28 protein-coding genes and 1 riboswitch are annotated in these 26365 nt (G+C 62.6%); of the genes, 7 read left to right on the top strand and 21 right to left on the bottom strand.

Features of this window, described 5'->3' with window-relative positions:
• Positions 1–18: 18 nt before the first annotated feature.
• Together AAEU42_RS11195 and AAEU42_RS11190 are read right to left on the bottom strand one after the other, a co-directional pair.
• Positions 19–291: a DUF1294 domain-containing protein gene (locus tag AAEU42_RS11195; protein WP_342233639.1), complete on the bottom strand. Its 273-nt coding sequence runs from the start codon at positions 289–291 to the stop codon at positions 19–21.
• Positions 288–923 carry a hypothetical protein gene (locus AAEU42_RS11190; RefSeq protein WP_342233638.1) on the bottom strand — a complete coding sequence of 212 codons (636 nt, stop codon included), beginning with the start codon at positions 921–923 and terminating at the stop codon, positions 288–290. The genes AAEU42_RS11195 and AAEU42_RS11190 overlap by 4 nt, the downstream gene beginning before the upstream one ends.
• A 243-nt stretch (positions 924–1166) precedes the next feature.
• On the opposite strand from AAEU42_RS11190, the gene ychF reads away from it, so the two are divergent.
• Complete coding sequence (ychF, locus tag AAEU42_RS11185) at positions 1167–2261, top strand: redox-regulated ATPase YchF (RefSeq protein WP_342233637.1); 1095 nt, start codon at positions 1167–1169, stop codon at positions 2259–2261.
• A gap of 66 nt (positions 2262–2327) precedes the next feature.
• On the opposite strand, the gene AAEU42_RS11180 is transcribed toward ychF, so the two are convergent.
• Positions 2328–3722, bottom strand: a complete 1395-nt coding sequence (locus AAEU42_RS11180; protein ID WP_342233636.1) for a tryptophanase — start codon at positions 3720–3722, stop codon at positions 2328–2330.
• Between the two features lie 43 nt (positions 3723–3765).
• Entirely contained in the window at positions 3766–5121 is a 1356-nt protein-coding gene (locus AAEU42_RS11175; protein WP_342233635.1) for a Na+/H+ antiporter NhaC family protein, read from the bottom strand.
• Between the two features lie 246 nt (positions 5122–5367).
• Between AAEU42_RS11175 and AAEU42_RS11170 the strand changes: the two genes are divergently transcribed.
• From AAEU42_RS11170 to AAEU42_RS11155, 4 genes are all read left to right on the top strand, one after another.
• Positions 5368–6081: a GntR family transcriptional regulator gene (locus tag AAEU42_RS11170; RefSeq protein ID WP_342233634.1), complete on the top strand. Its 714-nt coding sequence runs from the start codon at positions 5368–5370 to the stop codon at positions 6079–6081.
• 332 nt (positions 6082–6413) lie between these two features.
• Positions 6414–6662, top strand: a complete 249-nt coding sequence (gene spoIIID / locus AAEU42_RS11165) for a sporulation transcriptional regulator SpoIIID (RefSeq protein ID WP_342233633.1) — start codon at positions 6414–6416, stop codon at positions 6660–6662.
• 126 nt (positions 6663–6788) lie between these two features.
• Entirely contained in the window at positions 6789–6992 is a 204-nt protein-coding gene (locus tag AAEU42_RS11160; RefSeq protein WP_342233632.1) for a helix-turn-helix transcriptional regulator, read from the top strand.
• Positions 6989–7396 (top strand): hypothetical protein, encoded by a 408-nt coding sequence (locus AAEU42_RS11155; protein WP_342233631.1) that lies wholly within the window; start codon positions 6989–6991, stop codon positions 7394–7396. Before AAEU42_RS11160 ends, AAEU42_RS11155 begins: the two co-directional genes overlap by 4 nt.
• Before the next feature lie 3 nt (positions 7397–7399).
• Here AAEU42_RS11155 and AAEU42_RS11150 read toward each other — a convergent pair whose 3' ends face one another.
• A complete protein-coding gene (locus tag AAEU42_RS11150; RefSeq protein ID WP_342233630.1) occupies positions 7400–7711 on the bottom strand; it encodes a hypothetical protein in 312 nt (103 codons plus the stop codon).
• Between the two features lie 248 nt (positions 7712–7959).
• Between AAEU42_RS11150 and AAEU42_RS11145 the strand changes: the two genes are divergently transcribed.
• Entirely contained in the window at positions 7960–10104 is a 2145-nt protein-coding gene (locus AAEU42_RS11145; RefSeq protein WP_342233629.1) for an S-layer homology domain-containing protein, read from the top strand.
• Between the two features lie 73 nt (positions 10105–10177).
• Here AAEU42_RS11145 and AAEU42_RS11140 read toward each other — a convergent pair whose 3' ends face one another.
• The 15 genes from AAEU42_RS11140 to AAEU42_RS11070 form a co-directional block, all read right to left on the bottom strand.
• Positions 10178–11995, bottom strand: coding sequence for a DEAD/DEAH box helicase (locus AAEU42_RS11140; protein WP_342233628.1), 1818 nt, complete (start codon positions 11993–11995; stop codon positions 10178–10180).
• A 286-nt stretch (positions 11996–12281) separates the two neighbouring features.
• A complete protein-coding gene (locus AAEU42_RS11135; protein ID WP_342233627.1) occupies positions 12282–12782 on the bottom strand; it encodes a shikimate kinase in 501 nt (166 codons plus the stop codon).
• Between the two features lie 97 nt (positions 12783–12879).
• Positions 12880–13686, bottom strand: coding sequence for an HAD-IIB family hydrolase (locus AAEU42_RS11130; protein ID WP_342233626.1), 807 nt, complete (start codon positions 13684–13686; stop codon positions 12880–12882).
• 13 nt (positions 13687–13699) lie between these two features.
• Positions 13700–14281 carry an energy-coupled thiamine transporter ThiT gene (locus AAEU42_RS11125; protein ID WP_342233625.1) on the bottom strand — a complete coding sequence of 194 codons (582 nt, stop codon included), beginning with the start codon at positions 14279–14281 and terminating at the stop codon, positions 13700–13702.
• A gap of 75 nt (positions 14282–14356) precedes the next feature.
• A riboswitch (TPP riboswitch) is annotated at positions 14357–14474 on the bottom strand.
• A gap of 56 nt (positions 14475–14530) precedes the next feature.
• The gene (locus AAEU42_RS11120; protein WP_342233624.1) at positions 14531–14761 is read right to left on the bottom strand and encodes a hypothetical protein; all 231 of its coding nucleotides are present in this window, start codon (positions 14759–14761) and stop codon (positions 14531–14533) included.
• Between the two features lie 44 nt (positions 14762–14805).
• The gene (locus AAEU42_RS11115) at positions 14806–15090 is read right to left on the bottom strand and encodes an MGMT family protein (protein WP_342233623.1); all 285 of its coding nucleotides are present in this window, start codon (positions 15088–15090) and stop codon (positions 14806–14808) included.
• Entirely contained in the window at positions 15087–16001 is a 915-nt protein-coding gene (locus AAEU42_RS11110) for an RluA family pseudouridine synthase (protein ID WP_342233622.1), read from the bottom strand. Before AAEU42_RS11110 ends, AAEU42_RS11115 begins: the two co-directional genes overlap by 4 nt.
• Complete coding sequence (lspA, locus tag AAEU42_RS11105; RefSeq protein WP_342233621.1) at positions 15988–16458, bottom strand: signal peptidase II; 471 nt, start codon at positions 16456–16458, stop codon at positions 15988–15990. Before lspA ends, AAEU42_RS11110 begins: the two co-directional genes overlap by 14 nt.
• 35 nt (positions 16459–16493) lie before the next feature.
• On the bottom strand, positions 16494–18242 hold the full coding sequence (locus tag AAEU42_RS11100) for an ABC transporter ATP-binding protein (protein WP_342233620.1): 1749 nt from the start codon (positions 18240–18242) through the stop codon (positions 16494–16496).
• Positions 18243–18414: 172 nt separating this feature from the next.
• Entirely contained in the window at positions 18415–18588 is a 174-nt protein-coding gene (locus AAEU42_RS11095; RefSeq protein ID WP_342233619.1) for a hypothetical protein, read from the bottom strand.
• A gap of 117 nt (positions 18589–18705) precedes the next feature.
• On the bottom strand, positions 18706–19740 hold the full coding sequence (locus AAEU42_RS11090) for an S-layer homology domain-containing protein (protein WP_342233618.1): 1035 nt from the start codon (positions 19738–19740) through the stop codon (positions 18706–18708).
• A gap of 15 nt (positions 19741–19755) precedes the next feature.
• Complete coding sequence (locus AAEU42_RS11085; protein WP_342233617.1) at positions 19756–21309, bottom strand: amidase domain-containing protein; 1554 nt, start codon at positions 21307–21309, stop codon at positions 19756–19758.
• A gap of 147 nt (positions 21310–21456) precedes the next feature.
• On the bottom strand, positions 21457–21825 hold the full coding sequence (locus AAEU42_RS11080) for a hypothetical protein (RefSeq protein ID WP_342233616.1): 369 nt from the start codon (positions 21823–21825) through the stop codon (positions 21457–21459).
• Positions 21826–21965: 140 nt separating this feature from the next.
• The gene (locus tag AAEU42_RS11075) at positions 21966–22661 is read right to left on the bottom strand and encodes a DUF4367 domain-containing protein (protein ID WP_342233615.1); all 696 of its coding nucleotides are present in this window, start codon (positions 22659–22661) and stop codon (positions 21966–21968) included.
• Positions 22648–23196, bottom strand: a complete 549-nt coding sequence (locus AAEU42_RS11070; protein WP_342233614.1) for an RNA polymerase sigma factor — start codon at positions 23194–23196, stop codon at positions 22648–22650. Before AAEU42_RS11070 ends, AAEU42_RS11075 begins: the two co-directional genes overlap by 14 nt.
• Before the next feature lie 92 nt (positions 23197–23288).
• Here AAEU42_RS11070 and AAEU42_RS11065 point away from each other — a divergent pair, with 92 nt between their 5' ends.
• On the top strand, positions 23289–24212 hold the full coding sequence (locus AAEU42_RS11065) for an AEC family transporter (protein WP_342233613.1): 924 nt from the start codon (positions 23289–23291) through the stop codon (positions 24210–24212).
• A gap of 61 nt (positions 24213–24273) precedes the next feature.
• Here AAEU42_RS11065 and AAEU42_RS11060 read toward each other — a convergent pair whose 3' ends face one another.
• Positions 24274–26220 carry a hypothetical protein gene (locus tag AAEU42_RS11060; RefSeq protein WP_342233612.1) on the bottom strand — a complete coding sequence of 649 codons (1947 nt, stop codon included), beginning with the start codon at positions 26218–26220 and terminating at the stop codon, positions 24274–24276.
• Positions 26221–26365: the final 145 nt, after the last annotated feature.

Genomic DNA, 26365 nt, shown 5'->3' with positions numbered 1-26365 from the left:
TTCCCGGGAAAGGATCGCTCATCGGGCCCGGAGGGCCAGCCAGACGCAGGCCCCGGCCTGGAGGAGCAGGATGGCGGGCAGGCCGAATTTGAAATACCAGTGCCGGGTCTTGTGGCGGAAGGCGTACATCCCCAGGATGGCCCCCGGGGCGCCGCCCAGCAGGGCCAGGAGGAAAAACCACTTTTCCGGTACCCGCCATTCCCCCCGGCGGGCCCGGCGTTTGTCCAGGCCCATGAAGAGGAAATCGGCCAGGCTCAGCGCCAGGCACCAGAGGACCACATACCGGATCACAGCGGGTCCCGGATGACGAAGACCAGGGCCCCGCCCAGAGAGGTGGTGTCGTGCCAGAGGCGGAAATCCACGGGGCGCTGGACCCCATCGTCGGCCAAAATGACCCGGTTGCCCACCTGGCTCACGATAAGGGACCAGTTGCAGATGACCTCCCCCTCCCGCTCTCCGTAACTGCGGTTCAGAAAGGCCACCGGGGCGTCCCGGTCCATGGCGTCGTCGATAAAGCCCTGGCACCGGTCGGCGGAGGGCCGCTTGGACCGGTCGGCGGGGATGTCCAGAACGTTGAAGACCAGGGGGTGCCCCGCAAAGTTGGTATAGGCGGTGACGCCGTCCACAAAGTTGGAGAGGGTGAGCTGCTCCCGGCCCTCGGGGATGAGGAAATCCCACACCCTGGCCATCAGCTTTTCAAAGTCGGCCTGGGTGCGCCGGGTCCCGGGGGGATAGAGCGCCCAGAGGTTGGAGCGGGTGGCGGCCAGGTAGGAGAGGACCTCCGCCGCCACCACGGCGCCGCCCCGCAGCTGCCGCTGGGCGGGAGAGGGGAACCACTCGGTCCTGCCGCCGAAATAGATCTTCCCGTCGGAGCCATCGATGGCCACCAGCTCGGGGTGGCGGATGGCGGTTTTGCTGTTCATGGGGAGACCTCCTTTTCTTTCGGATTTCAAAGTAACCCATATTATAGCGAAAAACGAAAGGCTTGTGAAGGGGCAAGAGGACCAATTCGGCCCCGAAAGGTGTGGGGTCTTGCCGTGGTTTTTCCAAAGGGAGGCCCGGCCCCTGTTGGAAAGGACCCCGGAGGGCCGTCAACCTTCCCTTGTCTTTTCCCCCGCTTTCCGATATAATATATTGAAGAATTTTTCCGAAAGAGGGACAAGCGGATGAAATTAGGCATCGTGGGCCTGCCCAACGTGGGCAAATCGACCCTGTTCAACGCCATCACCAACGCCGGCGCCGAGAGCGCCAACTACCCCTTCTGCACCATCGACCCCAACGTGGGCGTGGTGGCCGTGCCCGACCACCGGCTGGACTGGCTCAGCGAGTTCTACCACCCCAAAAAGACCACCCCCGCCGTCATCGAATTCGTGGACATCGCCGGGCTTGTGAAGGGCGCCAGCAAGGGCGAGGGTCTGGGCAACAAGTTCCTGGCCAACATCCGGGAGTGCAGCGCCATTGTCCACGTGGTGCGCTGCTTCGACGACGAGAACATCATCCACGTGGAGGGCTCCACCGACCCCCTGCGGGACATCGGCATCATCGACATCGAGCTCATCATGGCCGACGTGGAAATGGTGGAGCGGCGCATCAAGAAGGCGGAGACCGCCGCCAAGGGGGACAAGAAGTTCCTCCGGGAGGCCGAGCTCTTCACCCGGCTCAAGGACTGGCTCAACGACGGCAACTCCGCCCGGAGCTTCCCCTGTGACGACGCCGACGACCAAGCCCTCATCGCCACCGCCGAGCTGCTGAGCCTGAAGCCCATCATCTACGCCGCCAACCTGGACGAGGACGGCTTCGCCGACTACGAGAACGTGCCCTACTACCAGCAGGTGGCCGAGGTGGCCGCCAAGGAGGGGGCCCAGGTCATTCCGGTCTGCGCTAAGCTGGAGTCGGAGATCGCCGAGCTGGACGACGGGGACAAAAAGGCCTTCCTGGAGGATCTGGGGATCCCCGAATCTGGCCTGGACCGACTCATCAAGGCCAGCTACACCCTGCTGGGGCTTATCTCCTACCTCACCGGCGGCGAGGACGAGTGCCGGGCCTGGACCATCACCAAGGGAACCAAGGCCCCCCAGGCGGCGGGCAAGATCCACACGGACTTCGAGCGGGGCTTCATCCGGGCGGAGGTCATCTCCTTTGAGGACCTCCAAAAGACCGGCTCCATGGCCGCCGCCAAGGAGAAGGGCCTGGTCCGCTCCGAGGGCAAGGAATATGTGATGAAGGACGGGGACATCGTACTGTTCCGGTTCAACGTATAAGAAAAAGAAAGAAGGGCCCGCCGGAGTGTTCCGGCGGGCCCTTCTTTGTGGAGAGAGGCGGAGGACTTATTTGAACATGGGGGTGTAGCTGCTGGTAAAGTGGGTGGTGGCGCCGTACCAGTCGGATTTGTCCATGCCCTTGAAGTTGGGGGAGCCGCTCTTGAACAGTTCGCCCAGGGTCTCGGCGATCAGATCCATGTGGCTGTTGGTGTACACCCGGCGGGAGATGGCGATGCGCACCAGGTCGATCTCCGGGTAGTGGATGACGCCCTTGTCGTCCTTATAGGAGAAGGCGGAGGCTCCCAGCTCGGAGACCCGGATGCCCTCCTTCAGATAGAGGTCCGCGGCCAGGCACAGGCCGGGGAAATGCTCGGGGGCGATGTCGGGGTAGAACTTCCGGGCGTCGATGTACACGCCGTTGCCGCCCACGGGGCGGACATAGGGCACGCCGAACTCGTCCAGGCGCTCCCCGAGGTACTGGACCTGGCCGATGCGGCCCTTCAGGTAGCGGTAGTCGGAGCCCTCGTAGAGGCCCACGGCGATGGCGGCCAGGTCCCGGCCCGCCAGGCCGCCGTAAGTGGCGTGGCCCTCGTAGTTCATGTTGTCCACCCAGGCCACGTCGTACATGGACTGCTCCCGGCAGCAGAAGAAGCCGCCCATATTTACAAGGCCGTCCTTCTTGATGGACATGAAGGCGTAGTCGAAGTAGGAGAACATCTCCAGGCAGATCTCCCGAATGGTCTTGTCCTGATAGCCCGGCTCCCGCTCCTTGATGAAGTAGGCGTTTTCGAAACAGCGGGCACAGTCGGCGATGTAGGCCAGGCCGTACTTGTGGGCGATCTCCCCGCAGGCCTTGATGTTGGCCATGGAAACGGGCTGGCCGCCGTTGGAGTTGCAGGTGACGATCATCTGCACCCAGGCGATGGAGTCCACCCCGTGCTCCTGGATGAAGGCCTCCAGCTTTTCCGTGCTCAGGTTGCCCTTGAAGGGATGCTCGTGGATGGTGTCGTAGCCGGCGGGCTCCAGCAGGTCGATGGCGGTGACCCCGTGGATGATGGCGGCGGCCCGGGTGGAGTCGAAGGCCATGTTGGCCAGCACGTATTTGGCCTGGGGGCGCTTGGGGTAGAGCATCCGGGCCAGAAGCTGCTCGGCGGCCCGGCCCTGGTGGGTGGGGATGACGTACTGGAAGCCGAACAGGTCTTGAATGGCCTTCTCGTAGTCGTAGAAGCAGCGGTTGCCCACGTAGGACTCGTCGCCGGTCATGAGGGCGGCCCACTGCCGGTCGCTCATGGCGGAGGTGCCGGAGTCGGTGAGGCAGTCGATGTAGATGTCGTCGGCCTTGACCTTAAAGAGGTTGTAACCCACGCCCTCCAGCACCTTGCGGCGGTATTCGGGGGTGGTCTCCTTCAGCATCTCCACGGACTTGATGCGGAAGGGCTCGGCGTACTTGCTGGAACTCATAACGAAACACTCCTTTTCATATTGAGAGATACGGGGGCCGGGGTCAGAGCAGGAGGCCCAGGACCAGGAAGAGCGCCAGGCTGATGCCGCCCTCGATCAGGCGGTAGGGCAGGGCGCAGCGGAACAGGTCCACCGGGTCGATGCTGTTGGCGCCGGCGTTTTCGATGACCATGTCGGACAGGGGGGAGAGCTGGTCGCCCCACTGGGCGCCGGAGAAGGTGGCGGCGAAGGTGAGCAGCAGATTGGCTCCGGTGGCGATGCCCAGGGGCATGGCGATGGGGAGCATGATCACCAGGCCGCTGCCCAGGCTGCCGGTGGTGTAGCTGATGAGGCAGCCGATGAGGAACACGATGACGGGCACCAGGGCGGGGGGCAGGGTGCCGCTCATGGCGGTGACGATGAACCGGTCCAGGCCGGCCATCTGCAGGGCGGCGCCGAAGGCGAAGGCAAAGGCCAGCAGGATGAGGATGGGGGTCTGCTCCATGATGCCGCCCACCACCAGATCGCCCACGTCCTTAGGCTTGACGGACTTGCGGACCAGGGTGTAAAAGACGGCCACGAAGGCGCCGATGAAGAAGCCGGGGATCATGGTCAGCTCCCCGGCAGCCAGGGAGGTCACGGCCACGCCGGCCACCAGGGAAAAGATCGGGAGGAAGAAGGCGCCGAAATCGGGCTTGACGTCCGCGCCCCCCAGGGTCTCGTCGGCCCCGGCGTCCTCTCCGGCGGCGGTCTCCTCCGCCTCCAGGGCCCGCTTTTGGCACTCCTTCATGTAGCCCAGGTCGGGAATGATCTCCAGCGCCAGAAGGAGGCCGATGAGCACGGCCAGCCAGGTGTGGAAGGACATACACAGGCTCTTCAGGAAAAAGGGGATGGGGGCCACTTCGGGCACCAGCATGGTGATCATGCCGATGCAGAAGAGGAAGTAGGTGCCGTAGGGGATGGGCGCGCCGATGTTGGGAGCGGCGGACAGGGAGATAAAGGCGGATTTTTCCGGGGCCAGCTTCTTTTCCAGGATGACGGGGCGAAGGATGCGGCCGGTGGCCAGGTTGGCCACCAGGTCCTGGGCAAAGGCCAGGGCGGTGGACAGGAAAAAGACCATTACGCCCACCTGCTTGCGGCTGGACACCTTTTTGTTGGCCCAGGCGGCGAAGGCCTTGAAGCCGCCGCCCGCCCGCATGAAGGCCAGCAGCACGCCCAGTGGGACCAGGGTCACCAGAATGAAGCCATTGCTGTTGACGCCGGCGACGAAAAACTCCACGATATGATTCAAAAAGTCAAGGCCGAACAGGCCCACGGAGAAGTAGCAGACACCGAAAAAGAGCGATATGATCACATTTTTTGTCAGCAGGGCCAGTACAACAGTGAGGATCGGGCCAAAAATGGTCCAAAGGCCTTCCATAATTCCCCCTCCTAAATCGGTAATATGTGGTTGGGAGGAAGCCCATCCGCTGTGCCGGCCGGCCTGAAAAAGGGTCCCTCAACTGTGCCTATCATAGCATCACCCGGGGGAAGGGGCAAATTTCAGACACGGGCGGCAAATTTTGTTCCGAAATGAGAAAAAGAGGGGCCTTTTTGTTTTCCAATGAAAACAAATTGACCCCGGGCGGTTTTGCGGATATAATATTGTCGATTTCAGTCGGTGGGGGTGAGCGTCCTGATGCTGGCGGATGACGACAAACTGAGCGTTCAGGAGCGCATCGAGCGCATGCAGGGGGAGAATCCCTTTCTGCCCATGAACCAGATCGTCTGCTCCCTGGTGCGGGAGGACATCCTCACCTGCCGGCTGGAGCCGGGGGCGCGGCTCAACGAGGAGTGGTGTGCCCAGCAGTATGCCGCCAGCCGCACCACCATCCGCAAGGCCTTTGACACCCTCCTGGAGGAGGGCTGGCTGAAGAAGGACGACGGCCACGGGGTCAAGGTGAGCAACATCCTCCGGGAGGACTACCTGGACCTGATGGAGTACCGGACCGTCATCGAACCCGCCGCCTGCCGCCTGGCGGCCCGGAACCGGGACCGGGAGGATCTGCGGCGGCTGGAAAAGTATGTGGAGCTGTGCGACACCTCGGAGATATCCGCCCTCTACGCCAGCGATACGGCGTTCCACAGGGCGGTGTTCGCGGCCTCCAAGAACCCCTATCTGGTGCGGGCCCATAACTTGGTGCTCTGGAAGATGGAGCGGGGGAAAATTTTTACGGCGGAGGATTTCGGAGACGTATACAAAGACGTCTACCGGGAGCACAAGGCCATCTTCGGGGCCATCCGGGACGGAAACGAGGAGCTGGCCCGGCGGCTGGGGTACCAGCACATCAAGATGATGCTGGACAGCCGCATTATCCGCAAGCCGGGAGAATTGGACTGAGAAGGGGCGGCCTTTTGGCCGCCCCTCAGCTTGTCAAAAAACCTGCGGGTTAGAGATCTCTTCCGGTCTGCGGCGGGGGAGCGCGAGGGGGCGGCAGCCCGCCTCGTGTGGGATCAAATGCCCCGAAAAGCCCGCGTCAGCGGGCGTTCGGCGAGCGAAGCGAGGACTTTTCGGGGCTTTGCCCCGGGAAAGTAACGGCATTGTGAAGGCTGTCGGGAAAGTCCAAAGGACTTTTTCGACGGCCTGGGGCGGCCTTTTGGCCGCCCCTTTCATATTTTGCCCCCTCCCCTCATATACCTTTCACAAGACGACCACATTGGGGAGTGTTGCGCGTGAAAGGCAATATGGAGGAGCGGGCCGTCCGCCTGGCTCAGTACATCATAGAGAACCGGACCACCGTCCGCGCGGCCGCGACCAAGTTCGGCGTGAGCAAGTCCACGGTACATAAGGACCTGTCGGAGCGGCTGCCCACCTTTAACCGGCCGCTCTACCTCCAGGCCAAGGCCGTGCTGGAGGAGAACAAGGCCCAGAGGCACATCCGGGGCGGCATCGCCACCCGTCAGAAATACAAAGGAAGATAGAAAAAAGGCGGCGGCCCCCGGGCCGCCGCCTTTTTTCATCAAAATAGAAAGTTCGCTTGACATTTATAAAAAACGTGCTATGATGGGTCTATGGAAAGCAAACTTTCCATAGAAAGGGGGTGCCCCTTGAAAAACCGGTTGGAAGAGCTGCGCAAAAGCCGGGGGATCCGGCAGGAAGAGCTGGCCGCCGCGCTGGAGGTCTCCCGGCAGACCATCGGGTCCTTGGAAAACGGACGCTACAATCCCTCTATCCTGTTGGCCTTCAAGCTGGCCCGTTTTTTTGACGTGAGGATCGAGGACATCTTCATCTACGAGGAGGAAGACAAATGAAGGGGAAAAAGAATGGTTTCATCGCCGCCCTGGGCCTCCTGGTCCTGGCGCTGGGCCTGATCCTGATCACGCGGCTGGGGGTGGACGAGCCCCTGCCCTATGTGCTGGTAGGCCTGGGCTGCGGGGCCTTCGGCCAAGGGATGGGGGAGCTTCTGGCCCGCCGGGCGGCCAAGGGGGCGGCGCAGCAGGTCGAGATCGAGCAGAAGGACGAGCGGAACGTGGCCATCGTTAACCGGGCCAAGGCCAAGGCCTACGACGTGATGCTCTATCTCTTCGGCGCGCTGATCCTGGCCCTGGGGCTCATGAAGCTCCCCGTGGCCGTTATCCTGCTGCTGGTGTCCGCCTACCTCTTCGTGTGCGGCAGCGCCGTCTATTACCGCCTGCGTTACGAAAAGGAGATGTGAGGGTCACGCCAGGTGCAGGAAAGCCCACACCGCCGCCAGGCTGACGGCGATCACCGCCGCCGAGGCGCACAACTCCAGGATCCCGGCCCACCGTTCCCGGCGGGGGCGGCGCTCCGGGGCCCGGGAGGCCTCCTCCGCCGGGCCGGCCTCCAACCGCTCCAGGGCGGCTTTGGTCTCCAGCTTCCGGCGGCAGCGCTCAAAATCCAGCACCTCGCCCGCGGGGGCGGCCGCCGGGGCGGGGACGAAGGTGACGAGGTCGGTCCCGCCGCTGACTTTGACCCGGCGGGCGTTGAGGCGGTAATAAGTGGTATCCATGGCAGTTCCCTCCTGTTTCCTGTGATGTCCCCAGTGTAACAAATAAAATGTCCCATAAGAGGGACTTTGCTGTTCAAACTCAAAAACAAATGTTCCTTAGAACAACTGTTCCCTTAGAATATACAACAACTGTTCGATTCTGTCAAGGGACCTTCCACAAAAATTTCTTTTTTGGGGAAACTTTTCCGATTTTTCTCCGTCTAAATGGGCAAATGGGCGGAAAATGCCCAAAAGGGAGGAAGAAAACTATGAAAGTGCGCAGGATCGTGACTGCCGCCCTGGCGCTGGCCCTGGGAATGTCCCTGGGCGCCCCCGCCCTGGCGGCCGACGCCGCCGACGCCCGGCTCACCAAAGTGACCCAGGCGGTAAAGGCCACGCTGTCCATTTCCGATGAGTACACTGAATTTTACGGTGAGCCCTCCGAGACCCCGCTGGGCACGAAGTGGGGACTGGAGTGGGGCGGTGAGGACAAGGGCATCTCCGTCACCGCCGCAGACGACGGAAAGGTCCTCTCCATGAACACCTGGGAGAGCTCCGACCAGCGGGAAAACGGCTTTGGCCCCAGCTTTCCCGCCATGACCCGGGCCCAGGCCCAGGAGAAGGCCCAGGCCTTCCTGGAGAAGGTCCTCACCAGCGGTGAGCGGGCCGTGTTTGACGAGGACGATTCCACCGCCGTCCTCTCCGCCGAGAGTTACAGCTTTCGGGGGAGCATCTTTCTGAACGGCCTGCCCTCCCCCCTGGGCTTCTATGCCCGCGTGCGGCTGTCCGACGGGGCGGTGATCAACTTCTGGCGGGACGATCCCTCCGAGTATGTGGGCACGGTGCCCGCCGCCGGCTCCAAGACCAGTCAGGCCCAGGCGGCCGCCCTGCTGAAGGGCACCCTGGCCCTCCGGCTGGAATATGTGCTGGACGAGGGCGGGGAGAAAGCGGTCCTCCGCTACCTGCCGGAGAACGGCCACGAGTTTTATGTGGATGACGCCGCCGGGAAGCTGGTGGACCTGACCGAGCTGCGGGAAAAGCTGGCCAAGAGCTACACCGGAGGGGCGGGCGGCTCTAATATGACTTACGCCACCGCCGAATCCGCCGCCATGGACCGGGGCGGCCTTACCGAGGCCGAGCTGGCCGGGGTGGCCAAGCTGGAGGGGGTCAAGACCCAGGAGGAGCTGGACAAGGCCGTCCGGGCCTGGAAGGAGCTGGGCCTCAGCGCCTACCAGCTCTCCGGCGCCACCTGGTCCGTGGACCGGGAGACCGGCGACGTGTCCGCCCGGCTGTCCTATGGCCGCAACACAGAGGCGGGCATCTACCGCCGGGCCGTGACCGTGGACGCCAAGACGGGTGCCCTCCTGTCCGTCAGCGGCTCCAATCCCGCCACCGACGCCCAGCCCAAGCTGACCGCGGACGCGGCCCAGGCCAAGGGCGAGGCTTTCCTGAAGGCCCTCTGGGGCGGGCAGTTCGGCAAGACCGAGCTCTATGACTCCACCGCCGCCGAGAAGGGCTCCGCCGCCCACTCCTTTACCTATGCTCAGAAGGTGAACGGCTACTTCTTCCCCGCCAACGCCATCACCGTCCGGGTGGACGCCGCCGACGGCACCATCCTGGGCCTGTTCCGGACCTTTGACGATGAAGTGTCCTTTGACAGCGCCGAGGGCCTGATCTCCGCCGAGGCCGCTCTGGACGCCTGGGCGGCCAGCTTCCCCGTGCCTCTGGCCTACCTGGAGGTGCCGGTGGAGCTGGACCTGTCCTGGCCCGAGGCCAAGCCCCTGCTGGACGCCGGGTACAGCTACTATAACGCCCTGAAGCTGGGCTATGGCCTGGGGGAGCAGGCCGCTTGGTACACCGGTGTGGATGCCAAGACCGGCGCGCTGGTCAAGGCCGGCGGAAGCGAAGGGCGGGGCCTGAGCTACGACGATCTGGCCGGCCACTGGTCCGAGGCCATCTTCAACCAGCTGGCCGAGTATGACGTGGGCTGGCAGGGCGGCCGGGCCGACCCCGACGGGGCCCTGACCCAGATGGCCTACGTGGCCCTTCTGGCCAGCGCCGACGGCTACCGCTTCGACCCCGCCGAGGACAAGGCCGACGACCTGTACAGCTACGCGTACAGCCGGGGCATCCTGGCCAAGGGGGAGCGGGAGGACGGAAAGGTCCTGACCCGTGCGGAGTGCGTCCGGCTGCTGCTGGACAGCGTGGGCTACGGCAGCGTGGCCAAGCTGCCGGGCATCTTCCGCTGTGACTTTGCCGACGCCGCCGCCATCCCGGCGGAGGACCTGGGCTATGCCGCCCTGGCCCAGGGGCTTGGGATCGTGGGCGGAGACGCCCAGGGCAATTTCGCCCCCGGCCGCTCCTGCACCCGTGGAGAGGCCGCGGCCATGCTGTGGCAGTACATGAAGCGGTAATTGAAGAGAGCGAAAAAGCGCCGCCGGAATCACCGGCGGCGCTTTTTTCGCTTTTTTTGTTGGATGTGAAGCCTTAATCCTCGTTGGGATTGAAATAATAGGGCTTCATCAGGCTGTCCTGTCGCTCGGTGGAGTCCTTCTGGTTCCCCAGCCGGAGGGTGACCTCCATGGGGCCCCGCCGTCCGCCGCCCCGGCCGTTTCTGCGCCGGGCGTCCTTGGCGGCGGGCTGGGCCTTGGGCTTCTGAGATGCCTGCTGGCCGCTCTGGGCCTTGGCCTGCCGGGGGGGCTGCTGGGTCTGGGCGGGCTTTTTCTTCCGCCGCTCCCCTTCCCTGCCCTGCTGGGGCCGGGGAGGCTCGGGGGCCTTGGCGCCGCGGCGGGGGGCCAGGAGCCGGGCGGTGGCGTCCATGATGGTGTCCCCCGCCAGGGGGTCCCGGTAATACTGGGCCTGGGCGGCCCGCTCCTCCGGGGTGTAGTTGGGCTCCATGGCGGAGAGGGCCTCGTCCAGGGTGCGGCTGGGCTTATAGCCCGCCGCCTTGCGCTTGCCCGCGGCGGGGGACTGGGCGGCCTTTTCCTGCCGGGGCTGGGCCTTGGGCTTGGCGGGCTTCTCGGCGGGAGCCCGGGAAGGCTTGGCCCCCGCCGCCGGGGCGGCCTCCTTCTTGGCGGCGTCCCGGAGCTTTTTCCGCTCCCGGGCGGCCTGGCGGGCCTCGGCGTCGTCGGGGTTGACGATCTTGCCGTGTTTGTCCCGCTTGGGGGCCTCAAAGACCTCCATGGGCCAGGGGTGGTCCTCCACCACGGGGATGGGCCGCTTGAGGAGCTTTTCAATGGGAGAGAGCAGCTCCTTCTCCCCAAACTCGCAGAAGGACACGGCGGTGCCCCCCTTCCCCGCCCGCCCGGTCCGGCCGATGCGGTGGACGTAGGTCTCGGGCACGTCGGGGAGGTTATAGTTAAAGACGTGGGAGAGCTCTTCAATGTCGATGCCCCGGGCGGCGATGTCGGTGGCCACCAGGGCCTTCACCCGCCCGGCCTTGAAGTCGGCAAGGGCCTGCTGGCGGGCGGTCTGGCTCTTGTTGCCGTGAATGGCGGCGGAGGTGACCCCGGATTTCAGCAGGTCGGCGGCCACCTTGTTGGCCCCGTGCTTGGTGCGGGTGAAAATGAGGGCGTTTTTCACACCCGGCCGCTGGATGAGGGAGGCCAGGAGCTTGGACTTGTTGCTCCGGTCCACGTAGTAGAGCCTCTGGTCGATGACCTCCACCGGGGAGGACACCGGGTCCACCGCCACCTTTACGGGATCGGTAAGCAGGGAGTCCACCAAGCCCTGAACCTCGGGGGGCATGGTGGCGGAGAAGAAGAGGGTCTGCTTCTTCTTGGGCAGCCAGGTCAGGATCTTCTTCACGTCGTGGATGAAGCCCATGTCCAGCATCCGGTCGGCCTCGTCCAGGACGAAGATCTCCAGCTTTTCCACGTGGATGAAGCCCTGATTGTGGAGGTCCTCCAGCCGGCCGGGGGTGGCCACCAGGATATCCACCCCGGCTTTCAGCTTATCCACCTGGGGCTGCTGTCCCACCCCGCCGAAGATGACGGCGGAGCGCAGGGGCAGGTTCCTGCCGTAGGCCTCGAAGCTCTCCTGGATCTGGAGGGCCAGCTCCCGGGTGGGGGTGAGGATGAGGGCCCGGACGGGGCGGCCCTTGGCGGGGTGGTCGTTGAGCCGCTGGAGGATGGGAGCGGCGAAGGCGCAGGTCTTGCCGGTGCCGGTCTGGGCGCAGCCCAGCACGTCCCGGCCCGCCAGGGCGGGGGGGATGGCCTTCTCCTGGATGGGAGAGGGGGCCTTGTAGTCCAGGGCGGCCAGGGCGGAGAGGATGGGGGGGCAGAGCCCCAGGGATTCAAATGTCATAGCGTTGGTCCTTTTTTTAGATGTCCCGTACACAGCAAAACAAGGGCGTATCTTGCCGATACGTCCGCGGCGGGAAAGCGGAAAAAATGTATAGCGGCGCCGAAGGGCGCCGGGCCTTCCCCCCTTCCGCTGGAGGGCGGCACAAACACGGTGGAGACCGTGAAACTATCAGATAGAGTTAGTATACCATTTTCAGGCGGAAATTACAATGGAAGGAACAAAACATCTCCACCGCAATCTATGTGACCGAAGGGGCCTCCGTCCGCCCTGATTTTTACCGGCGGGGTCAGAGCTGCCGCAGGGCGGCCAGGGCCAGCGCCACGGTGTCCTCCAGCCGGGGCTGGTCGGCGTCGATGACCAGGTCGGCGTACTTTTCGTAGTAGGGCGCCCGGTAGTCGTAGAGATCCTGAAGGGTCTGGCCGGGGGCCAGGGTGACCCCCCGGGAGGCCAGGTCGCCCAGCCGCCGCTCCAGAGCGGCGCAGGGCAGCTTCAGATAGAGCACCGGCCCCAGCTCCTTGAGGCGGCGGGCCCCCAGGTCCCGGAGGACGGCGGAGCCGCCGGGGGCAATGACGGTGCGCTGGCAGTCCAGGGCGGCGATGACCTCGGCCTCGGTGTCCAAAAACCGCTCGGTGCCCAGCCGGTCCAGCACGGACTGGAGGAGGGCCCCCTCCTGCCGCTGGATGAGGAGGTCGGTATCCACGAAGGAGAAGCCCAGCTCTTTGGCCAGCAGGACTCCCACCGTGGATTTGCCCGAGCCGGGCATCCCGATAAGACTGACGTTTCGCATGTCAAAACCCCCTTTCAAAAATCTTTCCCATTATAGCAAAAAGCAGCGGGGAGGGCAAGCCCTCCCCGCTGTGGTGGGTGGTGGAACGGAACGTCCGTCAATACCTGTCGTCCAAAATCTCGATGAGCCGCGCCACAGCCCCCTCCTCGCAGGGGGGCAGAAGGGTGGCGCCCCAGTCCTTGACCTCGGGGGCGCAGTTGGCGGGGGCGAAGGGGATGGCGGACACCGCCAGCATGGGGATGTCGTTTTGGTTGTCCCCCACGCAGTAGATGTGCTCCCGCCGGATGCCAAGCCGCCGGGCCAGCTCCAGCACCATGCCCCCCTTGGTGCTCCCCTTGGCGGTGAGCTCCAGCATGTGGGGGTTGGAGAAGATGGCCTCGTACCGCTCCGGCCAGTGGGCCAGGATGTCCGCCTGGGCCTTTCGGAGGATGGGGTGTTCCTGGTGAAGGATGGCCTTCCCCCAGGGCTGGGGCATGGCGGCGATGGGCTGCTCGTCGGCCCCGGTGCCTGCCTTGTTCAGGTGGAACCAGGTCCACCGGTTGGGGTTCCAGATGTAGATGTCTTCCCCGTGGTAGGCCTCCAGGCTCACCTCTGGGACCCGGGCGGCCACCTCCTCCAGATCGGGGCCAATGGTGACGGGGAGGGTGGTCTCCAGCACCATGCGGTCGGCGTCAAAATCATAGAGCTGGGCGCCGTTGGAGAGGACCACGGGGGCGTTCACCGGGGCCAGGGCCAGGAAGGGGAAAAAGGTGCGGTGGGCCCGGCCGGTGGAGACGGTGAAGGTCCCGCCCTGGGACTTGAAGTAGTCCACCGCCTCCAGGTTGGCGGGGTGGACCCGGTTGTCGGCGCCGTAGTAGGTGTCGTCAAAGTCGGTGGCCAGGAGCACACCGTCGAATTTGCCCAAAGGGGTCCCTCCTTTACCGGAGGTCGCCCCCCGTCAGATATTTGTTCAAAGGCTTGTAGAGGATGGCAAAGACCACCAGGGAAATGGCCAGGTCGATGGCCACGTAGCTGCCGTTATAGGCGGCGGAGTAGAGATAGGGGTTGTCGTAGACGGTGCCCAGCACCGGGGTGGGAACGGCAATGCGGTACAGGGTGATGCCGCTGATGAAGTGAATCACGAACCGGCCGATGCCCCCCAGCACGCTGCCCCAGAAGATGCCGTACTTGTGCCCCCGGCCGAAGCCGGCGAAGCCGATGGCGGCGAAGGCCACCACGTAGTCCAGCAGGATGGACTGCCAGCCCCAGCTCACCGCCCCCTGGACAAAGACCTGGAGGATGCCGAAGGCGGTGCAGGTGATGAAGCCCCTGGCCACGCCCCAGCGGACGCAGAACAGGAGCAGGGGGAGCATCTCCAGGGAGATGGAGCCCCCCTGGGGCAGCTCGAAGAGCTTGATGAGGCCCAGGATGAGGGAGAGGGCGATCATGATGGCCCCCTCGCAGAGCATGCGGGTGGTCTGGTTGGAGCGGGCATTGGTGTGTGTCGCGGTGTTTTCCATCGTTTCTTTCTCCTCTTGAAAAAAGTACCGCAAGCGCAAACCGGGGAAGGCGCATTGCGGTACGAAAAAGAGACGATGTGTCACCAAATCGCTTCCTACGCCGGCATTACCCGGATCAGGTTCAAGGGACCGGGGGTGGCGTTACACCCCTGCATCTCAGCCGGACTTGCGTCCAGCGCCCCTGTATTCAGTTTGTTCCTGCGGTCTGGGGGTATTTTATAACGGGGGTAGAAATTTGTCAAGGGCGGTTCACCGGTCTTTTCGGAAAAGCTCCATTACCAGAATGACCAGTCCCGATACCGCCAGGAGGAGGGCCAGCACGAAAAGGGGCATCACGCCCAGCTCCATAATCGTGGAGAGCAGACGGCCGGGCGGGGTGGACCAGCCGGAGACCAGGTTGTTCATCGCGGTAAGGAGGACCGCAAGGCTCCAAATGGTGCCGATGAGAGACAAAAACCCGCCGATGAGGACTCGTTTCATAGACTGCTCCTTCTTTCTGTTGTGGTGTGTCAAGCCTGGAACGGTCAAGGCCCCAGCCAGGAAAAGCGGGCCAGGTCCACTCGCCCGTCGGGGAGAAAACCCACGCCCTCCCCCTCCAGCAAAACCCGCTGCCTGGGAGAGTGGACCTCCCCCAGTCGGTTCACCACCCGCTGCCAGGGCACGTCCTCCGGCGCGGCGTGCATGGCGTAGCCCGCCACCCTGGCCCAGTGGGGATTTCCCGCCAGCCGGGCCAGCTGGCCGTAGGTGACCACCGTCCCGTGGGGCACCTGGCGGGCCAGGGCCCAGATGGTCTCGAAGGCCCCGCTCACGTCCGGCGCTCCAGCTTGTCCAGCACGGACTGGAACCAGTCGGGCAGGCCGCACTCCACCGTCACCCGCTCCCCCGTCCGGGGGTGGACAAAGGAGAGCTTTTTGGCGTGAAGGCACTGCCCCGCCAGCCCGGGCACCGGTTTTTTGGCCCCGTACACCGTGTCCCCCAGCAGGGGGTGGCCCAGGGAGGCCAGGTGGACCCGGATCTGGTGGGTGCGCCCCGTCTCCAGACGGCACTTTACGTAGGTGTGGCCGGGGTAGCGGCCCAGCACCTCCCAGTGGGTGACGGCCTCCCGGCCGTTTTTGGGGTCGATGGCCATCTTTTTTCGGTCCACCCCGTGGCGGCCGATGGGGGCGTCCACGGTGCCCGCGTCCTCCCTCAGCGTCCCCACCGCCACGGCGTGATACTCCCGGTAGAGGGAGTGGTCCTGGAGCTGGGCGGCCAGGGAGAGGTGGGCGGCGTCGTTCTTGGCGGCGATGATGAGCCCCGAGGTGTCCCGGTCGATGCGGTGGACGATGCCAGGGCGGAGCTGGCCGTTGATGCCGGAGAGGCTATTTCCGCAGTGATATAACAGCGCGTTGACCAAAGTCCCGTCCGGGTGCCCCGGCGCGGGGTGGACCACCAGCCCCACGGGCTTGTTGACCACGATGACGTCGGCGTCCTCGTAGGCCACCTCCAGGGGGATGTCCTGGGGCAGGACGTCCACCGGGGCCGGGTCGGGGATACAGATGGTGTAAATTTCCCCTGGGACGGTCTTGCGGTTCTTCTTCACCGCCTGCCCGGCGCAGATGACCGACCCCTCCTCCAAAAGCCGCTGGGCGGCCGAGCGTGTGAGCTGGGGAAGGCTCCGGGTGAGAAATTGGTCCACCCGCTCCCCTTCCCGGTCGGCGGTGAGGTCAAGAGGCGTCATGAAGCTTCTCCTTATCCTTGTCCCAGAAAAAGAGGACGTAGACCACCATCAGGATGCCCCCCACCACCACGCAGATATCGGCCACGTTGAAGATGGCGAAATTCATGAAGGTGGTCTGGAACATGTCGGTGACAAAGCGCAGGAACACCCGGTCGATGAGGTTGCCCATCGCCCCGGCCAGGATGAGGGAGAGGGTGAGCCGGCCCAGCCTGCCGGGGAAAAAATCCTTCGCCAGCAGCACCGCCACCGCCACGGAGGCGGCCAGGGACACCAGGGCCAGCAGCCACGTCATCCCAGAAAAGCTGGAAAAGGCGGCCCCGGTGTTCTGGTAGTAGGTCAGGTCCATCAGGCCGGGGATAAAGGGGATGGCGGTCCCCAGAGGGATGTTCCCCCGGACCCAGAGCTTCACCAGCTGGTCAATAACGACCAGGACAGCGGCGAGGAGATAATACAGCATGGAATCAAGCCCTTTCTTGGATTTTGAGGGGCTCCTCATGACAACGCCTGGGCCTTACACAGCTCGGCGAAGGCCCCGTCCTGTTTGACCAGCTCCTCCCAGGTCCCCAGCTCGGCCACCCGGTTGTCGTCAATGACGGCGATGCGGCTGGCGGAGCGGATGGTGGACAGCCGGTGGGCGATGATGAGGGTGGTGCGGCCCTTGGCCAGCTCGTCGAAGGCCCCCTGGATGCGGTGCTCGGTCACAGTGTCCAGGGCGGAGGTGGCCTCGTCCAGAATGAGCACCGGGGGGTCCTTCAGAAAGACCCGGGCGATAGACACCCGCTGCTTCTGCCCGCCGGAGAGCATCACCCCCCGCTCCCCCACGTAGGTCTGGAAGCCGTCGGGCATGGCTATCACGTCGTCGAAGAGCTCCGCCTTTTTGGCGGCGGCGTAGACCTCCTCCGGGCTTGCGCCAGGCTTGCCGTAGGCGATGTTGTCAAAGATGGTGCCGGCGAAGAGGAACACGTCCTGCTGGACGATGCCGATGTTTTTCCTGAGGGACGCCAGGGTCAGCCCCCGCACGTCCTGGCCGTCCAGTTTGATGTCCCCGCCGGTGACGTCGTAGAACCGGGGGATGAGCTGGCACAGGGTGGACTTGCCGCCGCCGGAGGGGCCCACCACCGCCAGGGTTTCCCCGGGGGCCACGTGGAGGTCGATGTCCTCCAGCACGTTGGCCTTGCCGGGGCCGTAGGAAAAGGTGACGTGGTCCACGTCGATGCGGCCCTTGACTTGGCCGGCTTCCACGGCGTCGGGGGCGTCGGCGATCTCCGGCTCGGTGCGCATCAGCTCCACAAAGCGGGTAAAGCCTGCCATGCCCTGCATGAACTGCTCCACGAAGGCGGAGAGCTTGCGGATGGGGGTGATGAAGGTGGTGACGTAGAGGGAGAAGGTGATGAGGTCGGTGTAATCCATCTGCCCCACCATGATGAAGTAGCCGCCCACGGCGATGACCAGCACGGACATGAGGCCCACGCACAGCTCCATGCCGGACTGGTAGAGGGCCATGGCCTTGTAGTAGCCCCGCTTGGCGTGGCGGAACTGGTCGTTGGAGGACTCGAACTTCTGCTTTTCCTCGTCCTCGTTGGCGAAGGCCTGGGCGGTGCGGATGCCGGAGAGGGAGGATTCCACCTCCCCGTTGATGACGGCCAGCTTGCCCTTCACCGCCACGCTGGCCCGGCTCATCCGGCGGCGCTGGAAGATGGTGAAGGCCACGAAGAGGGGCACCACGGCGAACACGGCCAGGGCCAGCTGCCAGCGGATGGTGAGCATGACGCAGAAGGCGCCCACGAGGGTCACCGTGGAGATGAACAGGTCCTCGGGGCCGTGGTGGGCCAGCTCGCCGATCTCAAAGAGGTCGCCGGTGACCCGGCTCATGAGCTGGCCGGTGCGGTTCTTGTCAAAAAAGGAAAAGGAAAGGGTCTGCATATGGGCGAACAGGTCCCGGCGGATGTCGGCCTCGATGTTCACCCCCATCAAATGGCCCCAGAAGGTGACGATGAAGTACATGCCGCCCTTCAGGAGGTAGGCCAGGGCCATAATGACCATGACGGTGAAAAAGGTCTGGAACAGCCCCTGGGGCAGGAGGGTCTGCATGGACAGGCGGGAGACGTAGGGGAAAACCAGATCCACCACGCAGATCATCAGCGCGCAGAACATATCCAGCAAAAACAGCTTCATGTGGGGCTTATAATAGGACGCAAAAATGGCCAGGTGGCCGCGGTGCTTCATTTCTTGGGCGGTCATGGGGTGCCTCCGTTCCTTGGGATCGTAGTGTAGGGGCGGATGTCCTCATCCGCCCGGTTTCTTAGTATATCCCAAAGAATGGAACGGTGTCAACTTGCGGGGCAAAAGAGAAAGCCCCCGGAGGCGCGCACGCGCCTCCGGAGGCTGGAGCCTTCGGGGGAAAAGATCCGGCTCACCCCTGCCTGTTGTGCCAAAGGCCCAGGACCACGCCCAGGTACATCAGGGTGAAGAAGAGATTGTAAAAGCCCTTGTAGGCAAAGCTCACGCCCGCCTGAAACCAGAGCCAGAGCCCCAGCAGAAGGGTGGCGAAAAGAATCAGGAGCACGGTCTTGACGGTCTTGCCCATGGCGGGACCTCCCTGGGTGGTAATGTGGATTTTATTCTATCCCAGGCGGGGCCGCCTGTCAACCGCGGCGTTCAGGGGCGGGGTCAGTGGGTCGAAAGCGCGGTCCCCTTGACTTCTTCAGGGTTGACCGTCAGCCTGGACAAGTGTATAGGTGCTGCCTGATTTTGTAATCTTGACCGAACCAAAGGTGTACCAACCATCGATGTCTTCAACCAGAACCATGTCCTGGTCAGCGGGCTGGATACCGATGGCCCCATACTTGCCTGTATAGGCAATTTTGACCTGTGGTATGGCGTACCAGCACTGCTCGTCCGGATTCCACTGGGGGCCATCAATGCCAACAATCTCGTAGCCAGTGAGTTGGAATGCCCGGGCGGGATCATAGGGCAGAAGGCTGTCCATTACCTGCTTTGTCAACACTAGTGTTGCGTCCTCTATGGTGGCGTCCTGGGGGGCTGTGTACTGGAAGGTCTTATCCACAAAACATTGCCACAGGGCAACAAATTTTTCCGGATCATAGAGGGGTTGGTCTCCAATAAGACGTTCCATCACAGCGGCAGCCTGGGCCCGAGTCATGTTTGATCCGCCGTTAAAGCTGCCATCCTCGGTACCGGTGAGCAGCCCCTGATCGTAGCAGGCCGAGACGGCCTGCTGATAATCGACGGGGACAGCAGCCCAGTCTTTAATGTCCAATTGCCCGATCCCGGCGGACTGAGCGGTACCCTGCTGGACGATGACGTTGTATATGAGCTGAGCCATCTCATAGCGGGTGATGGTCGCCTCCGGGGTGATCTTGGCCGAGGTGCCAGACAAGATGTCGACAGCATCGGCGGCCATTACATAGGTGTCATACCATGGACTTTTCTGAGGGCCCACCCGGTCAGAGTAAAACGCCCGGGTCAGCATGGCCAGAAACTCGGCATAAGTGACAACGCTCTCCGGGGCAAATCTGCCATCTTCCAAGCCCTGTACCACGCCCCGCTCCGCCATCTTATCAATGGGGGCCGCAGCCCAGTGTGTCGTCGGTACGTCGCTGAACCGCCTCTCTTCCACCCCGGCGGCGGGCAGGGAAGAGGAGAGAAGTAACGCGGCCGCCAGAGCGCTTGGGAGCAGTCGGCTGCGGAGACGGGCAAATGGGTTTGGTTGGAACATAAAATACCTCCCTGTCTATCCGGCTTGGAGCATCAGGTTGTAACTGCCGGAACTTGTTGCCTCTTCTCCGCAAATCATGATATAGTAAGTTTTATTTGCTGTCAAGTTTCCGCCAAAACGGCAGTTGATACCGCCCCACGCGTCTCCGTTATGACTGATCTCTTTGAGATAAATTGTCCCTGCTGAACCAGCGGCGGATTGTCCCTCATACAGATACCCATAGGTATCCGTAGAACCGGAGGTGTACACTGTAAAGTATCCATTGGAGGGAGCAGTAAACTTGAAAAACTCAGCTTTCCCGGCCTGTAAATATAGATTATTAAGGCCAGGAATCTGGACAGCGGTGGCAGCCTTGGGTGCAACAATGAAGGGATTGGACTGGTTCAGTTTTAAGGTACGTTTATATGCACTGGTGTTGAGTTTTTCGTGGTAAACGTTCCGGGTATGGCCATTGATGATGGGATTTCCAGCAGCATTGTAACCGACACAGATGGCAATATGGTTGCCAGAGTAATTCGGATCATTTTTATGATCCAATTCTTTGATCCAGTAAACGGGGTTTCCGGGCAAGACACTCGTATCAGTGGCCGTGACCTCCTGGAAACCACGGGTGGTCATCCAGTAGGATCTGAAGGCGGAAACAGAACCCCATGCGGCCCCATGGCTGGTAGTGCTGTTCATGTCGTGGTACCAGCCGTTTTTACGATCCATCTCGAAGCCGCCTGTATAGACGCACTGAGAGACAAAATTGCAGCAGTCGTTACTAGCGTGATAGCTGAAAACAGGATTGTACTTGGGTACAGCGGATGGGGTGCTGTATATGTCATGTTCGACCCATTCGTCAGCGTACTTAATACACTCCAGAGGGGCTGGCATCTTGGTTTCCGTGGCAGCAACAGCGGCAACAGAATAGGCTTCAGATTTAAGAAGCCCTTCCTCCTTTGCTACTTCGCTCATATAGATATCGGTGGTGTCAATGCCCGCAGTGGCAAGTTCAAAAGCCTCGGCATTATAATCTTTGGAGACATGGCCGGAGATGTCGGCCTCATTATAGCTGTCTCGTACGATAGAATAGGCGCCGTCCTCAGCGGTAGCCAATGTCATATCATGCAGGGTACCAAAGCCCATGCGATCTACAATGCCGCAATTACTGTCGATGTAATCAACCCACGTCCACTCATAGGCAATTGCGTCAATGCTGGCATCCTTGGTGTTCTGCACGGCGGAAAGAACATGGCCTGTTACAGAGGTGGAGACAATTTCAACATCCTCATCAGCCCAAAATTCTTTCAGGGAAAGCGTCCGGGCACTTATGTCGTCGGCAACCTCGTCGGATATGGCGGAGAGGCCGTCTGCGTTAGGTATAGACAGTACTTCTCCGGAAGCATAGTTCCGTGTTTCAAAGAATGTATTCAATGCTGCCTGAGCAGGAGCGGCTTCCATAGAGACGAACCTTCCATTGGTCACATCCAGCTTGGTGGTGGAAATATCATTGGCAGCAAGGGCAGAAGAGGTCAGACTCAAACACATAGATACCAAGAGTAGTAAAGCAGACATTTTACGTTTCATAATAACCTCCTTTATATAGTCAAAAAGGATTATAAAAATCAACTAAAAACCACCAAAACAGTTCTTATAGCTTGGTAGAAAGGCAAATAAATTTTTTCTAGTCACTGATAAACCGAATAGACAGTGTGACGGATTTCTTTGCGCCCCTCACCCATCTACAAATCCGCTCACGATATCGGTGCCGTTAGAACCCACCACGGTGATGGTATAGGCCATGCGGGTGTTGCCCTTGGACACGCGGGAATCGGTGTGGGATTTGCTGCGGGAGAGGGTGCCGGTGCCGCTCCAGCCCCAGCCGGTGATGCTGGACCAGCCGCCCGAGCTGGTTCTGACCTGTACGTCGATGTCCACTGTAATCGATGCGTTAGGCCCGGCGTTGCTGGCGTCTACGTGCAGAGAGCAGTTAGCGGTCTGACCAGACACAGACAAGTTTCCTCCATAGGTAAAGTTGTTCTTCGTGCGGGGGGCCGCGGCGTTGGCGCACAGGGACATGCACAAGGCCAGGATAAGCGACAAGGAAACAATACGAATTTTTTTCTGCATGGGGACCAAGCCTTCTCTCATTTGTGATAGGGCCCGCTGTTTTGCCCTTCACTCATATAACGGCTCAGCTCTCAAAAAGGTGACAAAATTTTTGAAAATATTTAAAAAATTTATTAGCTTACGGCCCCAAGGCTTTCGGCTATTTGTATCAATGTTTCCGTTCCAGCCTTAGAGGAAAAGAAATAGATACAGCCCTTATTTTCGTCTGATAGAAGAAGGTAGTTTTCGTATTCAGAGGAGACGGCGGTGTAGAGTTCGCCTTTCATACCATTCACTGTAATCTCGGAATGAGTGGAATGCTCATTGTCAAAGCCGAGAAAACTGCCGTCGGCAGCGGCTATAACAGAAAAGTCGATATAAACCCCAGCTTCATTTTGATAGGTGATATACCAATTTCCCATAAGCTCCAAGGCTTCCGTTTCCACAAACCCATCCGGTACATAGCTGGGCCGGATGTTCCCCAGGTCTCCGACGTCCTCCGGGTCCCCGCTGAAGCGGTACTCGTCCACCTCCGGGTAGCGGTGGAAAATAACCTGCTCCACCCAGGCCCGGGTGGAGGGGTTGAGCCACAGCCCGCCCAGGGCGATCCCGGCGGCCACCAGCATCCAGACCGCCGCCCGCAGGGCCCTTTGCCACAGGGGGCGGAGGACCGGGAAGGGGTTTTGGAGCAGGGCCTCCCGGCGGCGGAGGTACCGGCGGGAAAACGCGGGCTCGGGGAGCGGCCCCTCCAGCACGCCGGCCCAGTCCAACCGCTGGGCCTCCAGGAGGGCGGCGCGGAGGAGGGCGTCAAAACGTTCAGACTGATTCACGCTCGTATCCCTCCTCCCTGAGTTTTTCCATGAGCAGCTCCCGGCCCCGGCTCACCCGCTGCTTGACGGCGTCCTCCTTGAGGCCCAGATGGTGGGCGATCTCCTTTGTGGACCACTCGCAGACGAATTTCAGCTCCAGGACCCGGCGGTAGCGCTGGGGCATGGAGCGGATCAGCCCCACCAGGCGCCGGTAGGCGTCCTCCCCCTCGGTGTCCTCGGGAGCGGGGGCGTCCCAGTCCTCGGGAAGGCCGCCGCTCCGGCCTTCCTTTTCCAGGATGTCCAGGGAGAGGTTCTTCACTATGGTAACGGCCCAGGGTTCGATTTCGTGACAATTATTTTGATATATTTTCAAAAAAGTTTCAAAATGCCGCGCGGCCCGCTCAAAAGCCCCGCTGACCGCCTCCTCCGCCAGGGCGGGATTTTTGAGGAGGCTCAGCGCCACGGCGTAGAGCTTGCGCTCATACCGGCGGTAAAACTCCGTGAACAGCGATTTGTTGTCCTCCCCGTCGATGAGGGAGAGATAGAAGGCCAGCATACCGGGCACCCCCCTTCCGCTTTTTTCCATTATAGCATTTTTGGGAAGGATGTGGTATAATACCTTACTTTTACCAAAGGTCGTGTGCGGGTATGCTGGAACATTTTCTGGTGGTGCTGGGGCAGGTGACGACCCTCTTTCTCCTGATGGGAGTGGGGTTCGTGCTGGCCAAGAGAGAAAAGCTGACGCTGGTTGGGACCTCTGAGATGTCCTTCCTGCTGATGTATGTGGTCACTCCCTGCGTCATCATCGACTCCTTCCAGACCGAGTGGGAGGAATCCACCCTGCGCACCCTGGCGGTGGGCACCGCCGCCCTGGCGGGGTGCTACGTGGTGTACATCCTGGTCTCCCTCCTCTTTTTCCGCAAAAAAAAGCCCGACCTCCAGGCCCCCCTCCGGTTCGGGATGATCTACGGCAACACCGGCTTTATGGGCCTGCCCCTGGTGCGGGCGGTGCTGGGGGAGGAGGCGCTGATCTTTGCCGTCATCTCCATGGTGGTTTTCAACCTCTTTTCCTGGACCCACGGGGTGATGCTCATGGGCGGGCGGCGGGCCTTCTCCGTGAAGAAGCTGTTCCTCAACCCCGGCGTCATCGCCGTCACGGTAGGGCTGCCCCTCTTCCTCCTGCGGCTGCGGCTGCCGGGGCCGGTGTACAGCACCGTGGGGTTCCTGGGGGAGCTGAACACCCCGCTGGCCATGGTGGTCATCGGGGCCCAGATGGCCCGGGCCGACCTTTTGAGCACCTTCCGGGCGGGGGAGCTGTACGCCGCCTCGGCGGTAAAGCTCCTGCTGATGCCCACCCTCACCGCCCTGCTCCTCCTCCCCCTCCGGCTGGACCCCATGTTTTACGCCGCCACGGTCATCCTCTCCGCCGCCCCGGCGGCGGGCATCACCAGCATGTTCTCCGAGCGCTTCGGCCGGGACGCCGCCCGGGCGGCCCAGCTGGTGAGCCTGTCCACCCTCCTGTCCATCGCCACCCTGCCCGTGATGGCGGTGGTGGCCGAGATGCTGGGCTGACCTGTGCCAAGCGATAAAAAAGCCCCCGCTTTCCAATTCGGAAAGCGGGGGCTTTTTGAAGTTAGATCTCTTCCACAGTCTCAGTGTCGACGGTGGGGGCCTCGGTGTTCTCAACAGTCCCGTCGGTGCTCTCGGCGGCGCCGGTCTCAGGGGCTTCGACGGTATCGGTCTCGGGCGTCTCGGCCTCTTCGCTGTCCTCGGTCAGATCCTCGTCCTCGTCGGGAATGATCTCGTCTTCGGTGCCGGCGGCGGGCTCTTCTTCCACGGGGGACTCTTCGGCGGGCTCTTCCTCTGCGGGGGTCTCCTCCTCGGTGTCCTGATCCTCAGGGAGGGTCTCGGTCTGGGCGGGGACTTCCTCTTCCACCTGGATGGGGGGCTCCTGGGGGATGGGGAGCAGCTCGGCGGTCATGACCATGGGCTCGGCGCCGTAGGCGGTGAAGCTGTTGCCGTAGAGGACCAGATTGTTCTCGTCGTCATAAATGACGGAGGCGGTGCCCTGAAGGTACTCGCCGGGGGCCTTGCTGAAGTGAGCGGTGACATTCTCCAGCACGGTGTCCTCGTCCTCGATGACGCTCCGGGTGAAGAAAACGTTGAGCTCGCTGCCGTTCTTGGCCCGGTAAATGCGCCAGGTGAAGGAAGCGTCCTCGTCCAGGCCGAAGAAGGCCCGGAGCGCGGTGTTGACGGACTCCCCGAAGTTGACGCCGGTGGAGTTGAGGGCGGCGGTGTAGACGCTGTCACGGTGATAGAACTCATAGACCTTGCTCTCGGTGTCGTCCAGCTGGGCCAGAAGCCACTGGATGGCGGCCTCGTCGGTGTAGTCGGGATACTCGGGGGCGGGCTGGCCGAAGAGAGGGGCCCAGGCGTTGTCGGAGGTGAGGACTTCTTCCGCCATGACGTCGGCGGAGGCGTTCCGGAAGCCGCTGACGGTATTGGTCTGGAGGGCCCCGGTGTGGGAGTGGGTCTGGGTGGTGATGAACCAGCCGTCCTCATAGGTCTCGGCCTGGGGGAGCCACACCAGCCAGGCGGCCCACTTGCTGCCGCCGCTGATGGACTGGTTGGAGGTGGTGTAGATGACAAAGTCCATGGGGCTGGCGGCACCCGCGGTGTTTTTCAGGAAGTAAGCGTGGATATACTGAGTGTCGGGGGCGCCGGCCTGGACCGCGGCGGCCAGGACGGTCTCGTCGTCCAGCTCCAGGGCCGTGTCGTCCATGCGGTCGGCCATCAGAGCCCGGAAGGTGTCGTTGGAGAAGTTGCTGTTGGTGACGCCCAGATACTCTCTGCGGGCGTTGTCGTCCTCACAGGCGTTGTACCCGTCCACGATGGCCTGGGCGAAGTCCACGGTCTTTTGGAGGTTGGTGCGGGTGTCCTCCTCGACGGGCTCGGTAGGCACGGGGGAGGGGCTTACCTCAACGGACTCAGAGGGCGTGGGGACAGGGCTTACCTCGGCGGACTCGGAAGGAGCGGGAGTGGAGGAGACCACGGGAGGAGTGAAATCGCTGTCGTCCCGGTCACTGCTGTCGTTCCGGCCGGTCTCGGGCCGGGCGGAGGGGGCCGCCGGCGGGGTGGGGAGCTCCCGGACGGGGAGCTCGGGGGCCGGGATGTCGTTCTGGGGCAGGGCGGCCAGAGGCACGAGAGTGTCGTCCACGGTGAGCTCCATCTCGGGCTCGGCGGTGTTTTCGGGCTCCACGGCGGGAGCGGCGGTGACGGCGGGGGCAGCCTCCCGGCGGACGGGCTGAGAGAGAGGCAGGGCCTTGGGGGCGGCGCTCTCCACGGGGAGGGGCGCGGCCACGGCGGCGGGGGCCTCGCTGGGCCGGACGCTGGGCGCGGCGGCCTCGGGCCGGACGGTCTCAGCGGAAAGGACGGCGGCCATGGGGGTGGCGGAGGGCTCCACGGCGGCGGTCCGGCCGGCGTTGCGGCCGCTCAGGGCGGCGGTGCCGCCCAGCAGGGCCAGAAGGAGCAGGATGGCAACGGCGGTATTGCGGCCCTTGTGAGTTTGTTCTTTCTTCATATCGGAAAACCTCCTGTTGGGGGGGTGGTTGTTGTCTGTACTCATAGAATAACTTTCTTCGGTTACATTGTGGTCACATTACCAAAATGATGAAAAAGAAATGTGCGGCCGGAGGGACTACCCTTGCGTCGGGGAACGGAGTATG

It is taken from the genome of Pseudoflavonifractor phocaeensis, assembly GCF_038439875.1.
GTDB lineage: Bacteria > Bacillota > Clostridia > Oscillospirales > Oscillospiraceae > Vermiculatibacterium.
Note: the sequence above shows the minus strand (reverse complement) of the source record. Positions and strands in the feature narration are given on the sequence as shown.

What these genes read in the sequence shown, in the direction of transcription:
- lspA (WP_342233621.1), bottom strand. Translation starts at nt 16,458, where the DNA reads ATGCTGTATTATCTCCTCGCCGCTGTCCTGGTCGTTATTGACCAGCTG.
- AAEU42_RS11140 (WP_342233628.1), bottom strand. Translation starts at nt 11,995, where the DNA reads ATGACATTTGAATCCCTGGGGCTCTGCCCCCCCATCCTCTCCGCCCTG.
- AAEU42_RS11190 (WP_342233638.1), bottom strand. Translation starts at nt 923, where the DNA reads ATGAACAGCAAAACCGCCATCCGCCACCCCGAGCTGGTGGCCATCGAT.
- AAEU42_RS11085 (WP_342233617.1), bottom strand. Translation starts at nt 21,309, where the DNA reads ATGAAACGTAAAATGTCTGCTTTACTACTCTTGGTATCTATGTGTTTG.
- AAEU42_RS11125 (WP_342233625.1), bottom strand. Translation starts at nt 14,281, where the DNA reads ATGGAAAACACCGCGACACACACCAATGCCCGCTCCAACCAGACCACC.
- AAEU42_RS11175 (WP_342233635.1), bottom strand. Translation starts at nt 5,121, where the DNA reads ATGGAAGGCCTTTGGACCATTTTTGGCCCGATCCTCACTGTTGTACTG.
- AAEU42_RS11060 (WP_342233612.1), bottom strand. Translation starts at nt 26,220, where the DNA reads ATGAAGAAAGAACAAACTCACAAGGGCCGCAATACCGCCGTTGCCATC.
- AAEU42_RS11155 (WP_342233631.1), top strand. Translation starts at nt 6,989, where the DNA reads ATGAAGGGGAAAAAGAATGGTTTCATCGCCGCCCTGGGCCTCCTGGTC.
- AAEU42_RS11120 (WP_342233624.1), bottom strand. Translation starts at nt 14,761, where the DNA reads ATGAAACGAGTCCTCATCGGCGGGTTTTTGTCTCTCATCGGCACCATT.
- AAEU42_RS11100 (WP_342233620.1), bottom strand. Translation starts at nt 18,242, where the DNA reads ATGACCGCCCAAGAAATGAAGCACCGCGGCCACCTGGCCATTTTTGCG.
- AAEU42_RS11065 (WP_342233613.1), top strand. Translation starts at nt 23,289, where the DNA reads ATGCTGGAACATTTTCTGGTGGTGCTGGGGCAGGTGACGACCCTCTTT.
- AAEU42_RS11150 (WP_342233630.1), bottom strand. Translation starts at nt 7,711, where the DNA reads ATGGATACCACTTATTACCGCCTCAACGCCCGCCGGGTCAAAGTCAGC.
- AAEU42_RS11070 (WP_342233614.1), bottom strand. Translation starts at nt 23,196, where the DNA reads ATGCTGGCCTTCTATCTCTCCCTCATCGACGGGGAGGACAACAAATCG.
- ychF (WP_342233637.1), top strand. Translation starts at nt 1,167, where the DNA reads ATGAAATTAGGCATCGTGGGCCTGCCCAACGTGGGCAAATCGACCCTG.
- AAEU42_RS11095 (WP_342233619.1), bottom strand. Translation starts at nt 18,588, where the DNA reads ATGGGCAAGACCGTCAAGACCGTGCTCCTGATTCTTTTCGCCACCCTT.
- AAEU42_RS11090 (WP_342233618.1), bottom strand. Translation starts at nt 19,740, where the DNA reads ATGTTCCAACCAAACCCATTTGCCCGTCTCCGCAGCCGACTGCTCCCA.
- AAEU42_RS11110 (WP_342233622.1), bottom strand. Translation starts at nt 16,001, where the DNA reads ATGACGCCTCTTGACCTCACCGCCGACCGGGAAGGGGAGCGGGTGGAC.
- AAEU42_RS11180 (WP_342233636.1), bottom strand. Translation starts at nt 3,722, where the DNA reads ATGAGTTCCAGCAAGTACGCCGAGCCCTTCCGCATCAAGTCCGTGGAG.
- AAEU42_RS11145 (WP_342233629.1), top strand. Translation starts at nt 7,960, where the DNA reads ATGAAAGTGCGCAGGATCGTGACTGCCGCCCTGGCGCTGGCCCTGGGA.
- AAEU42_RS11135 (WP_342233627.1), bottom strand. Translation starts at nt 12,782, where the DNA reads ATGCGAAACGTCAGTCTTATCGGGATGCCCGGCTCGGGCAAATCCACG.